Genomic DNA, 11,284 nt, shown 5'->3' with positions numbered 1-11,284 from the left:
ACGCACCAAATCTCATGAGCAGACCCGATCCGATTCGCAAAAGCTCCCCTGACACAAAAAAAAACCCACTCTCAACTGAAGAGCAGCTGAAACAGCGAGAATTTCAGGACGAAGCGATAGTCCACATCAACGCCCTCTATAATTACGCCCTGCATCTGACCCTTAACCCGCACGACGCCAACGACCTGGTTCAGGAGACCTATCTGAAAGCCTATAAATTCTTCGGCTCATTTGAAAAGGGAACAAACTGCAAGGCATGGCTGTTCAAAATCCTGAAGAACAATTATATCAATCGGTACAGAAAAAACGCCAGAGAACCAGGCAAGGTTGATTACGACCTCATCAAGGACTTTTATCATACCATAAAGGACACAAGACGCGACAGCACTGAAACTGAAACTGATTACTTTCATTCACTGTTGCATGAAGAGGTGTATATGGCCATGCAGTCCCTTCCAGAAGAGTTCAGAGAGGTCATTCAGCTTTGTGACATTGAAGGGTTTACCTATGAAGAGATTGCCAATATGGTTGAAAGCCCTATAGGAACTGTTCGTTCAAGGCTGTACCGCGGACGGAAGCTGCTACGGGTGCAGCTGGAAGAGTATGCAAAGAAATTCGGATTCAATACCGAAAAAGACCGGTAACAGGACGACGAACAAATCTTTTTAGTTTATGAAGTGCGATAAAGCCCGCGAACTTATGAGTGCCGCTGTTGATGGCGAGCTGACCAACCGTGAAAATCAGGCGTTTACGCTGCATCTGCAGGAATGCCCGGCGTGCACGGCGGAATTTGAAGAGGCTAAAAAAACAAAACAGATCATACAGGAAAAGATTGTCCGCTTCAAAGCCCCCCAGTCTCTGATCAACTCCATCATGGAACTCTCCCTGTCCGGCACGAAAGAGCCCTCAGACTCACCGATGATAGACTGAATCCCTTCAAGGGCACTTCCAGATACCCAAGCAAGGAACAGCTGATTCCGCGGCAGGTATTTGGGGTTTGAATTGTATGAATTTATAGCTATATAAGCTAAACAATGGACTCATCTCCACAAGTGGCAATGAGGGTGAAACAAAAAGGTTGACATGGGTAAAACGGTTATCATAGCAGAAGAAGAGGTCAAGAAGTGGAATCTCAACATGCCTGATGAAATGCTTGAAGCTGTATCCAGCCGCTTCAAGCTTTTGAGCGAACCCATGCGCCTGAAGATTCTCCGCGTCCTCTGCGAACAGGAACGGACGGTACAGGAAATTGTCAATGCCGTACAGGCAAGCCAGGCAAACATCTCCAAGCACCTTGCCCTCATGCACGACAACGGCATTGTCAACAGAAGAAAAGAGGGGCTGAAATGTTACTACAGCATTGCTGACGACAGCATCATTTATGCATGCTACCTCATTTCAAAAAGCGTCGTTGAAAATCTTCAGGATCGGCTCAGCTGGGTACAGAAAGTAAACAGCGACCTCTCCTCAAGCTGAAATTTCCCCCCGCCCCGCCAGAAGCATCACTTCCCTGACACTCTCCTGACGACTGACAGAATCGCCACAGCATCACCAACCCAATGACAGAAATGTCAGCAAAGGTGACAAAATGTCGCGATTCCGGCGGACAGACCCACCGTTTCCGCTTTGGCACGCTTGTTGCAGAATATAAGTGTGACAACTATCACGAATCACGATGGAAAGTCACAATAAAGATTGGAAGCGTAAACTGAAAAAGGAGAAAACGATGCTGGTACAATTGGCAAAAGATCCCCTGAAAATTTTTGATGATATATGGTCAGGAAACCAGATGAATGCTGCGCCTGCATTCAAGGTTGATATTTCTGAAGATGCGCGGGCATTCCACCTTGATGCGGAACTGCCGGGAATTGACAAAGAGAATATAGCCCTGAACATAGAAGACGATGTTCTGACCATCAAGGCAGAAAGAAAAAAAGAGACGGAAGAGAACAGCAAGGACTACCACAGGGTAGAAAGAACCTATGGCGGCTTTTCGAGAAGCTTTAATCTTGGTGAGATGATTGACAGAGACAACATTGCTGCAGACTTCAGCAATGGAGTTCTCCATGTGACGCTGACCAAGGCGGAGCCGGTCAGAAAAACCAAAGAGATAGCCATCAACTAGACCTGATTTCAGACACTGCCCTCCTCTTTTCTGGGAGGGCAGGATTTATTTTATCACATATCAAGAAAAGGAAAACAACACAATGGGAAAGATTATCGGCATTGACCTCGGCACCACAAACTCATGCGTAGCGGTCATGCAGGGTACACAGCCGACTGTCATAGAGAACTCGGAAGGAAACCGCACAACCCCTTCAATGGTGGCATTCACCAAAAACGGCGACCGGCTGGTGGGACAGGCCGCAAAACGCCAGGCAATCACCAATCCGACAAACACCATTTTCTCAATCAAGCGATTTGTAGGCCGCAAGTTTGACGAGGTGCCCAACGAGAAAAAGATTGCCCCTTATGCGGTTGTCAACGAAGGCGGTGAAGCCAGGGTAAAAATCAACGACAAAACCTACTCCCCTCAGGAAATTTCGGCAATGATTCTGCAGAAAATGAAGCAGACTGCCGAAGATTTTCTTGGCGAGAAAGTAACCGAAGCCGTCATTACCGTTCCGGCATACTTCAACGATGCACAGCGCCAGGCAACAAAGGATGCGGGACGCATTGCAGGACTTGAAGTCAAACGCATCATCAACGAACCGACAGCCGCAGCACTTGCCTACGGTCTCGACAAAAAAACCTCAAGCGAAAAGGTTGCCGTATTTGACCTTGGCGGCGGAACATTCGACATTTCAATCCTTGAACTGGGCGACGGTGTCTTCGAGGTAAAATCAACAGATGGCGACACCCATCTCGGCGGTGACGACTTTGACCAGAAAATCATTGACTTTCTTGCAGACGAATTCAAAAAGCAGGAAGGCATCGACCTTCGCAATGACCCCATTGCCCTGCAGCGTCTGAAAGAAGCCGGTGAAAAAGCAAAAATCGAACTGTCATCAAGAACCGATACTGAAATCAACCTGCCCTTCATTACCGCAACACAGGAAGGGCCGAAACATCTGGTCATCAACCTGACACGCGCAAAATTTGAAGGCATCTGTGCAGACCTCTTCGCAAAAATTCTTGAGCCCTGCCAGCGCGCAGTCAAAAACTCGAAGGTTCCGATGAAAGAGATCGACGAGATTGTTCTTGTCGGTGGGTCAACCCGCATACCTAAAGTACAGGCTCTGGTCAAGGACTTTTTCGGCAAAGAGCCCAACAAAAGCGTCAACCCCGATGAGGTTGTGGCAGTTGGAGCAGCAATTCAGGGCGGCGTACTCAAAGGAGATGTCACCGATGTGCTCCTGCTTGATGTTACCCCGCTTTCACTGGGCATTGAGACCCTTGGCGGCGTCATGACCAAGCTGATTGATGCAAACACAACCATTCCCACAAAGAAGCAGGAAGTGTTTTCTACAGCCGGCGACAATCAGACCTCGGTTGAAGTGCATGTACTACAGGGGGAACGCTCAATGGCAACCGACAATAAAACACTCGGACGCTTCCACCTTGGCGATATTCCTCCCGCACCCAGAGGACTGCCTCAAATTGAAGTTGCGTTCGACATTGACTCCAACGGCATTCTTCATGTATCGGCAAAAGACAAGGCTACCGGAAAGGAGCAGAGCATCAAAATTGAGGCGTCAAGCAAACTGACCGATGCTGAAATCGAAAAAATGAAGGAGGACGCAAAAGCTCACGCAGAAGAGGACAAGAAACTCAAAGAGGAGATTGACATCAAGAACTCCGCTGACGCTCTTATCTTCAGCACCGAGAAACAGCTGGAAGAACTTGGCGACAAAATTCCCGCTGACAAAAGGCCTGCTATCGACGGCGCACTTGAAAAGCTCAAGGATGCCCATAAAAATGGCACAACTGAAACCATCCAGTCCGGAATGGAAGAGCTCAGCAAAGTGTGGAGCGAAGTAGCCGCAGACCTTTACAAAGAAGAGCCGCAGGGCAACCCCGAAGGCGGCAGCGCACCTGAAGGCGAGAAAAAGGGCGATGACGGCTCAGTTGAAAATGCCGAGTACGAAGTTATTGACGGCGACGATAAAAAATAAGCCGCCAATAGCACCATCGTAAGCAGACAAAGGGGTTCCTCGTGAATCCCTTTGTTATTTACGACCGTTTTAGTAATTTAAATCATCTTCTCAATCCTAACCGTGAACAGCAATGCAACAGCAGCTCAGCCGGCCATTCACAGCAGAGAACCAGGTCAGGACCAGCACATCGGGTCCATGGTCGGGAAATGCTGTCCACAAAGCGGAAAAATATTTCATCACTTCCGCGAAAAGGGATCAATACAACAAACTGCAGCTCCAGATATGCCCCGCGGCCGGACGCAGGAAACTGCAGCCCACAGAGGAGATGATCAACAAGGTCATGAGAGGGGAAATTGAGCTCACAGTGCTGACAACGCAGCCCGACATAGCCATTAATCTTGAACAGAAGGTACTTGACAACGAGAACCGCTATGTCATTGATTTTGACAACCGCGGAGTCAAGTGGACCATGCGCGACATTCCCGTTTTCTACAGCTCCATGACCCGTCAGCTCTCAGTGGAGATAGACAGAAAAACCTATACACTCAACGAGTTCTTCAAGTAGGACTCCAGTTGAAGCAGTTCAGAAATCCACAGAAAGCCATCGTTTCAACGATGGCTTTCTGTATTATGGCAGAAAACGCCATCCAACGAGAAGCCGCCAGGCCCGTCCAGACACTCTGCGCTGTGTTCCTTCAGAAAAATGTGGTTTATTAGAATACGAAAGCAAGCGGCAGTTGATGAACAGCCGTAATGAATACATTCAGAAAAACTTACGAATACCTGAACTGCAAGAGCAATGGAAAACCTCACGGATTTCACTGAAATCGGCCGCATCTTACTGGAAAACATAAAAAAAACACGACAGGAAAAGGGACTGACTGAAGAAACTGCTGCTCTGAAATCAGGGATTGACCGGGAACAGCTCGAAAAGCTTGAATCCGGCAATCTTACATTCCTCCCGCCGCCATATGTTATTGCACTGCTCAGGAAATATGCTCTTGCGCTCGGCATTTATGACGAAACCCTCTTCAAGCAGCTGAAAGAGTCGGCCGACATTCCGGCACCGAAATCTCCCCGAAAACGCACCGCTCAATCACAGAAATCAGCGGATCGGACTGAAAACAAAAACAGGAACCTCTATGCATCCATAACGGCAATCATCGTCATTGCGGCTGCAGCTCTCTGGATGATTTTCGGCCGGCCCATTCAGCAACCTCCCCCGATGGAGGCATCCCTGCCCGATGTATCGGAACTGCCAGCCGCATATACTTCACCTACTGCTCCACCGCCGCCCTCCACTCAGGCCGCTGCCGAAGCGAAAGAGACCATCTCCCCCGCTCCTGCTGAACCTGAAAAAACCGCTGTAGCGGCAGAAGACGAAGAACAGGCAGCTTCTCTCAGCAAGAGTGAACAGGAACACTCCAACGAAACAACGGTACAGAAGGGATGCTTCACCCTGTCAATTGACAGAGCTGCCATGGAGCCCGGCAAAGAGATTGACATCCTCACTCCCGCCACCGGTTCCATTTACTACTTCAGCGACATCACCATGCCCTCGGGTGAGCCGATATGGCATGAGTGGGAGCTCAACGGCAAACCGGTCGACAGAATATCCGTCGGCACGCCGACGGGCAATCGGTGGAGATGCTGGTCAAGGAAATCGACAGGCAACAGACAAGAGGGGAAATGGAGAGTACGGGTCGTACAGGGAGAGGGAGTTGAAATCCATTCCGACAGCATTGCCGTTACAATACCGCCGGAAGAGGGACAATAGAGATCAACCGTCAGTTCATTTTCTTGCGTGCAAGGTCGGCTTCGGGAGATTTCGGATACACATTAACAAGATCACGGTACCGGGTTTTGGCATTGGCTCCATCACCCAGCAACTCAAAAGCTCGCGCCTGTTTGAACAGGGCTGCCGGCCGTTTATTGCTTTTGGTATATTTGGCAATCACCACCTGATAATCAAGAATAGCCTTGTCGTAAACCTTTTCAGCGAACCAGCTTTCAGCTATGAAAAACTGGGCATCGTCTGCAAGTTCCGACTGAGGCGACTCCTTAAGAAGCACACTGAATTTTTCCCTTGCAGGAGCATATCTACCGTTGCTGAACAGCTGAGCACCTTCATTGAAAAGCGTTGACCCTCCTGCTGCCGGAGGAGCGGAAAGCGAGGGTTCTGCAGCAGCCGCAGGTGTTGCAGAAGAATCAGCAACAGCCTTTGGCTCTGGCGCAGGTAAGGCAACCGGCTGCTTGGGTACAGAAATCCCCAGGTACCGTTCAATATTCTGCAACCGTGTTTCAAGCTCATCTGCTTTGTGCACCAGAAGAGAGTCCTCCATTGCAAGGCGGCTCATCTGCTGGTGGTTGCGATACTCAATTTCACCAAGCTTACCCTTCAGTGCGCCCATCTGGTCACGCATCTTCTGAAGATCGGAATACGAACCTGCCGACTGGCTTCGAATGGTTTCCGACTGGTTTTTAAGCTGCTGCAGATCATCTTTAACGACAACAATATCTTTTTGAGACGCACAGGCCGAAAGCAGTATCATCGGAATGGTAACGAGAAATCTGGTCTTGACAGTCATTGGTATCATCAGCTTTGGCCTCTCTGCTCCCCCTTTGCCGCCAGCGTAAGCGGCCGGCGGCAAACAAGAAAGAACAGTCAGGTCGTTTGAATAGGGTCTTCGGTTACTTCAGAACAAAGTGGGCACGACGGTTCTTCGACCATGCCGACTCATCATGTCCGGGAGCAAAAGGCTTTTCTTCGCCATAGCTCATGGTCTCAATGCTTGCAGCAGGAACACCGAGGCGGACCATGTACTCTTTTGCATTGCCGGCACGGCGCTCACCAAGAGCAATATTGTACTCTGAGGTGCCGCGCTCATCGCAGTGGCCCTCAACAAGAGTGGCCGCAGCAGCATTGGCGCCCATCCATGCAGCGTTCTGCTTCAGCTGATCCTCTGCATCCGCGCTGAGTTCAGAGCTGTCAAATTCGTAAAACACATCTCCGAGAGGCCCTGTCTGATACTCGTCAAAACCATATCCGCTTGGAGTACTGACAACTGCGGCGGGAGGTGCTGCAGGAGGAGTGTAGGTATCTGCAGTGTCGGTTGGAGCCACTGCGCTCTTCGAAGAGCATCCGGCAGTAATCATCAGCAGGAGGGCTAAAAGTCCTTTCATAGTGTGTTTCATGGGATCGTCCGGTTTATTGATTGATATGAATACACAGGGACGGCATCAATGCCACCCCTGCGGGTACTGCAAAACTATTCTTCAACAAAATGAGCACGCCTGTTCAACGCCCATGCCTCTTCGTTGCTTCCGGCAGCAAACGGCCGTTCTTCACCATAGCTCACGGTTGTCATGCGCTCGGGCTCAACACCAAGATTGACCATATACTCCTTGGCCATGCTCGCCCTGCGTTCGCCAAGCGCCATATTGTACTCACTGGTGCCCCGCTCATCGCAATGGCCCTCAATCACAACGCGTTTTGAGCTTTTTTCCTGCATCCATGCCGCATTCTGGCTCAGCTGTTCAGCTGCATCCATGCGGATCGATGCCTGGTCAAAGTCATAAAACACATCACCCAAAGCTGGCGCAGCAGCCGGAGCTGGAGCGGGCTGTACCGGCTCGGGCGCAACAACATCAGTCCTGCATCCGCACGCTCCGAGAACCAGCATTGCGGGCACACAGAGCCCTTTCAGCAAAAACATTGATCGTTTCATTTTTCCCCCTTTTCTTATGGTTAGCACTGCAAAAAACCGCACTGGCACATCACACCCTCTTACTTGAGCCTCAAAGACCATGACGGCTGCATCTGCTCACCCTCAAGCTGCAGAAGCCGCCTCTGGCCGCCACCGGCCGCATTCATGACAAAAAGTTTCTTCTGCCCCTGACGGCTTGAAGTAAACACAATCATATCCCCTCCCGGAGACCACGACGGCGACTCATTCTGCCGTGAACCCGAAGTCAGCTGTCGTAGCGAAGAACCATCCGTATTTATGGTAAATATATTTATTTCACCGTTTTTTTCCATTGTCGAGTAAGCAATTTTATCTCCCTGTGGCGACCATGAAGGCTGGGTGTTGTAACTGCCGTTATAGGTCAACCGCTTTGTTTGACCGGTCTGAAGATCAAGAATGAAGATCTGTGGAGCTGAAGTTCGTGATGAAACAAACGCCATTTTATTTCCATCGGGAGAAAAAGAAGGAGAAAGGTCAATGCCGCGGCTGTTTGTGACCCGCCGGGCCAGAGAGCCATCCGGCCGTACAAGGTAAATTTCCTGGTCTCCCTGGAAAGAGAGCGTTGTAGCTACCTCCGCATTGCTTCTCCAGCCGGGATCAATACTGTTGCCTGATCGGGCAACTGAACGGCGTTTTCCGCCAGCCAGATCAAGAATGGAAAGACGGGGACGGCCGGAAGCATAGTCAGTATAGGCAAGGTGTTGGCCATCGGGCGAAAGAACCGGCGTCAGGGCCAGTGAGCGGGTGTTTGTCATCTGACGCATGCCGTGACCGTCATAATCACACATGTATATCTCCTTGAACCCGCTTCTGTTCGACACAAACACCACCTTGCTGCCGAACACGGAAGGCCGGCCTGTAAGCAGCTCCACAAGATCGGCACAGAACGCATGGGCAATGGAACGAAGGTCGCTCTCTTTTCCCGTGTAGGTTTTTCTGAGAATCGGACGACCTCCCAGAGTATCGTATACCTCCATGGAGAGAACAACATTTCCGGATTTCTGTACCACTGCACCTCCGGCATAAAATTCTGCGCCCACCGAATTCAGTGCCCCGAAATTGATGCTCTGACTGCTGCTGCCTCTCGGCCCCGCAACATTCAACGGAGGCGGAATCAGGGAAAACAGACCGGTAAAATCCAGACCTGAACGAGACTCAACATCCAACCGCTCCGCCCAGCCAGACTCCTTTCCTCCTGAAGCCGCCGGTTTACTGAGAACAAGGGCTATTTTCCCCGACCCCTCTTTTCGTATGGCGATATAATCATCACCGTTTGCCTGAACCTGCCCGGGCAACAGGAGAAGAGCCATAACAAGAAAAACACCGGAAAAAATCTCTTTGCAATACCTCATAGCCACACAATGCATCATTATGGATTTTCATATAATCAAAACCAGCTCTTCATCATCAGAATATATATGAAATATAGTGATAATACGAGAGCCACAAGAACATTCAGATGACCGGACCTATCCTCAGTTACCCCTGCAATTACTGCTCAATACCGGACGGAGTAAACACAAAGCCTATCCACTCCTGAGGTGAACCGTATTCCGGCGGAAACGGAGGCAATGGAGAGGATTTCTCCAGTGCCTTCTTTACTGAGTTATTAAGATATTCACTTGGCGACCTTTGGTCAAAAACTATCTGCGCTATCGTCCCGTTTGCCTGCACACGAATCCGGACAAATACCTCCATTCCGCTGGTATTGCGAAGAAGTGAACCTGAAAACTCCCAATTCTCCTGTATGATGCCGGCAACAGCGGCTTTATAGGGGTCGGCCAATCCGCCGGTGCCTGAACCCGCACCCTTTGTACCAGTGCCCGCAGCCTCTCCTCCAGTTCCCGATGCCGATGTTGCCGCACCCGCCTTGAGTCGGGAAAGCGCGCTTTTGAGATTGTCATCAGCAGAAGGGCTTTTTTTCTGCTCCACCCCTTTTTTCAACCGGTCAAGAGCACTGGCAAGTGCATCCTCTTTCTTTGGCTTTACCGGCTTTGGTTTACTCGCAGGCTCAACCGGCACTTTTTTGGCTGCCTTAGGCTTCGGAACCGGTGCCGGAGCAGGCTCAGGAACCTTCTTTGCTGCTGGCTTTCGGGGCGCAGGTTTCGCCGCCGCAGGCACCTTTTTCCCCGCCTTCTCCGATGAACCGCCCGTCCCGGGAAGTGACAGCAGGCTCACACTGACAACCCGGGGCTTGAAGCTCTGCACACGATTGAGTGACTGAAGTCCAACAAGCCCGAAAAGCACGACCACATGGATGCCCGCCGCAACAGCAAGCCAGAAGGAGAATGTTTTATCCTGTCCACCCGGAGCACCGCTTTTTCTCATAAACCAGAGCCCTTTTCGTCTTTTCCTGCCAGAGAAACGGGCTCAGTCACCATACCGATGTTTTCTATTCCCGCATCCCTGATCTGCGCCATGACATCCATCACCAGACCGTAGGGAAGGCTCTTGTCAGCCTTGAGATACACCTCACGGGTTTCACCAACATCCAGCAATGTCGGGAGCTTCTCGCGGACTTCAGAAGCACGAAGTTCATACTGGTTCACAAACACCCGCCGGGATGCGTCAATACTGATCATCAGCCCCTTCGGGTCAACATCAAGTTTTTCATGGGTTGTCTCCGGGGTTTCAACCTTGACACCATGCGTCATCATTGGCGCCGTCACCATGAAAATAATCAGCAGCACCAGCATCACATCAACCAGCGGAGTGACATTGATGTCGCTCATGAGGCTGCCTTTTCCGGAAGTCATCATTGCCATGGCCGCGCTCAGGATTGATTATGAAGACAGACTGCAACAAACTCCGGAGCAAACTCTTCCAGGTCCCGTTCAATAATGCCGATCTGCTGCGAAAAATAGTTATACCCCATAACAGCCGGAATGGCCGCCGCAAGACCTGCTGCCGTAGCAACAAGAGCCTCGGAAATGCCGGGAGCCACAACCGCCAGGGAAGCCGACTGCACCAGCCCGATGTTCTGGAAAGCACTCATGATTCCCCAGACTGTCCCGAAAAGTCCAATGAAAGGGGCCGTATTTCCCACTGTTGCAAGAAACGGCACGAGAGAGGAGAGTCGCTTCGCCTCAAGATTTGCCTCTCTTTTCACCGCACGGGCAATACGAAGCCTGTCATCAACAGCGCCGGGCGAAGCGGCAACTGCCCTGTTTTCAATATAGGCGGCACGAAAAACCTTTGAGAGAGAGCCGTTTCTGAACTTTTCGCTCTCACTGAATATCCGGTCTGCACTGCCCGACTCAAAGAAACAATCAAGAAACGCCTTCGACTCGTTCATTGAGCTGCGCACGGCACCGAACTTATAGAGAATGATGGCCCAGGAACCAACTGAAAAAAGCAGAAGCACAACAAGAACAAAAAGAACAACTGGACCCGCCTGGAACAGCAGGTCGATAATCCCGATTTGAGAATCAGACATGGGAA

The 11,284-nt window shown here is 50.5% G+C and carries 14 protein-coding genes; 7 read left to right on the top strand and 7 right to left on the bottom strand.

All coding sequences use genetic code 11. The features are described 5' to 3' along the window. The first annotated feature begins 14 nt into the window (after positions 1-14). The 7 genes from EKD02_RS06950 (at position 15) to EKD02_RS06920 (ending at position 5,874) form a co-directional block, all read left to right on the top strand. On the top strand, positions 15-644 hold the full coding sequence (locus EKD02_RS06950) for a sigma-70 family RNA polymerase sigma factor (RefSeq protein WP_011890389.1): 630 nt from the start codon (positions 15-17) through the stop codon (positions 642-644). 28 nt (positions 645-672) lie between these two features. Then, the gene (locus tag EKD02_RS06945; protein ID WP_126384686.1) at positions 673-930 is read left to right on the top strand and encodes an anti-sigma factor family protein; all 258 of its coding nucleotides are present in this window, start codon (positions 673-675) and stop codon (positions 928-930) included. Positions 931-1,083: 153 nt separating this feature from the next. Then, entirely contained in the window at positions 1,084-1,476 is a 393-nt protein-coding gene (locus EKD02_RS06940) for an ArsR/SmtB family transcription factor (RefSeq protein WP_011890391.1), read from the top strand. Between the two features lie 250 nt (positions 1,477-1,726). After that, positions 1,727-2,125, top strand: coding sequence for an Hsp20/alpha crystallin family protein (locus EKD02_RS06935; protein WP_011890392.1), 399 nt, complete (start codon positions 1,727-1,729; stop codon positions 2,123-2,125). Positions 2,126-2,207: 82 nt separating this feature from the next. After that, positions 2,208-4,115 carry a molecular chaperone DnaK gene (dnaK, locus tag EKD02_RS06930; protein WP_011890393.1) on the top strand — a complete coding sequence of 636 codons (1,908 nt, stop codon included), beginning with the start codon at positions 2,208-2,210 and terminating at the stop codon, positions 4,113-4,115. 112 nt (positions 4,116-4,227) lie between these two features. Next, complete coding sequence (pscD, locus tag EKD02_RS06925) at positions 4,228-4,662, top strand: photosystem P840 reaction center protein PscD (protein WP_011890394.1); 435 nt, start codon at positions 4,228-4,230, stop codon at positions 4,660-4,662. Between the two features lie 234 nt (positions 4,663-4,896). Next, entirely contained in the window at positions 4,897-5,874 is a 978-nt protein-coding gene (locus EKD02_RS06920; RefSeq protein ID WP_126384684.1) for a DUF2914 domain-containing protein, read from the top strand. Positions 5,875-5,884: 10 nt separating this feature from the next. On the opposite strand, the gene ybgF is transcribed toward EKD02_RS06920, so the two are convergent. The 7 genes from ybgF to tolQ form a co-directional block, all read right to left on the bottom strand. Further along, entirely contained in the window at positions 5,885-6,694 is an 810-nt protein-coding gene (ybgF, locus tag EKD02_RS06915) for a tol-pal system protein YbgF (protein WP_011890396.1), read from the bottom strand. A 94-nt stretch (positions 6,695-6,788) separates the two neighbouring features. Continuing rightward, positions 6,789-7,292 (bottom strand): peptidoglycan-associated lipoprotein Pal, encoded by a 504-nt coding sequence (gene pal / locus EKD02_RS06910; RefSeq protein WP_126384682.1) that lies wholly within the window; start codon positions 7,290-7,292, stop codon positions 6,789-6,791. 74 nt (positions 7,293-7,366) lie between these two features. Then, complete coding sequence (gene pal, locus EKD02_RS06905; RefSeq protein ID WP_126384680.1) at positions 7,367-7,825, bottom strand: peptidoglycan-associated lipoprotein Pal; 459 nt, start codon at positions 7,823-7,825, stop codon at positions 7,367-7,369. 59 nt (positions 7,826-7,884) lie between these two features. Beyond that, a complete protein-coding gene (gene tolB / locus EKD02_RS06900) occupies positions 7,885-9,195 on the bottom strand; it encodes a Tol-Pal system beta propeller repeat protein TolB (RefSeq protein WP_223267081.1) in 1,311 nt (436 codons plus the stop codon). A 139-nt stretch (positions 9,196-9,334) separates the two neighbouring features. Beyond that, positions 9,335-10,171, bottom strand: coding sequence for an energy transducer TonB (locus tag EKD02_RS06895; protein ID WP_126384678.1), 837 nt, complete (start codon positions 10,169-10,171; stop codon positions 9,335-9,337). After that, positions 10,168-10,599 (bottom strand): ExbD/TolR family protein, encoded by a 432-nt coding sequence (locus EKD02_RS06890; protein ID WP_041470172.1) that lies wholly within the window; start codon positions 10,597-10,599, stop codon positions 10,168-10,170. The genes EKD02_RS06895 and EKD02_RS06890 overlap by 4 nt, the downstream gene beginning before the upstream one ends. A gap of 17 nt (positions 10,600-10,616) precedes the next feature. Then, positions 10,617-11,279, bottom strand: a complete 663-nt coding sequence (gene tolQ / locus EKD02_RS06885; RefSeq protein WP_011890402.1) for a protein TolQ — start codon at positions 11,277-11,279, stop codon at positions 10,617-10,619. Positions 11,280-11,284: the final 5 nt, after the last annotated feature.

Source organism: Chlorobium phaeovibrioides (genome assembly GCF_003968655.1).
In the GTDB taxonomy this organism is placed as follows: Bacteria; Bacteroidota; Chlorobiia; order Chlorobiales; family Chlorobiaceae; genus Chlorobium; species Chlorobium phaeovibrioides.
This window is presented reverse-complemented; position numbering and strand designations above follow the sequence as displayed.

What these genes read in the sequence shown, in the direction of transcription:
- EKD02_RS06950 (WP_011890389.1), top strand. Translation starts at nt 15, where the DNA reads ATGAGCAGACCCGATCCGATTCGCAAAAGCTCCCCTGACACAAAAAAA.
- EKD02_RS06945 (WP_126384686.1), top strand. Translation starts at nt 673, where the DNA reads ATGAAGTGCGATAAAGCCCGCGAACTTATGAGTGCCGCTGTTGATGGC.
- EKD02_RS06940 (WP_011890391.1), top strand. Translation starts at nt 1,084, where the DNA reads ATGGGTAAAACGGTTATCATAGCAGAAGAAGAGGTCAAGAAGTGGAAT.
- EKD02_RS06935 (WP_011890392.1), top strand. Translation starts at nt 1,727, where the DNA reads ATGCTGGTACAATTGGCAAAAGATCCCCTGAAAATTTTTGATGATATA.
- dnaK (WP_011890393.1), top strand. Translation starts at nt 2,208, where the DNA reads ATGGGAAAGATTATCGGCATTGACCTCGGCACCACAAACTCATGCGTA.
- pscD (WP_011890394.1), top strand. Translation starts at nt 4,228, where the DNA reads ATGCAACAGCAGCTCAGCCGGCCATTCACAGCAGAGAACCAGGTCAGG.
- EKD02_RS06920 (WP_126384684.1), top strand. Translation starts at nt 4,897, where the DNA reads ATGGAAAACCTCACGGATTTCACTGAAATCGGCCGCATCTTACTGGAA.
- ybgF (WP_011890396.1), bottom strand. Translation starts at nt 6,694, where the DNA reads ATGATACCAATGACTGTCAAGACCAGATTTCTCGTTACCATTCCGATG.
- pal (WP_126384682.1), bottom strand. Translation starts at nt 7,292, where the DNA reads ATGAAACACACTATGAAAGGACTTTTAGCCCTCCTGCTGATGATTACT.
- pal (WP_126384680.1), bottom strand. Translation starts at nt 7,825, where the DNA reads ATGAAACGATCAATGTTTTTGCTGAAAGGGCTCTGTGTGCCCGCAATG.
- tolB (WP_223267081.1), bottom strand. Translation starts at nt 9,195, where the DNA reads ATGAGGTATTGCAAAGAGATTTTTTCCGGTGTTTTTCTTGTTATGGCT.
- EKD02_RS06895 (WP_126384678.1), bottom strand. Translation starts at nt 10,171, where the DNA reads ATGAGAAAAAGCGGTGCTCCGGGTGGACAGGATAAAACATTCTCCTTC.
- EKD02_RS06890 (WP_041470172.1), bottom strand. Translation starts at nt 10,599, where the DNA reads ATGACTTCCGGAAAAGGCAGCCTCATGAGCGACATCAATGTCACTCCG.
- tolQ (WP_011890402.1), bottom strand. Translation starts at nt 11,279, where the DNA reads ATGTCTGATTCTCAAATCGGGATTATCGACCTGCTGTTCCAGGCGGGT.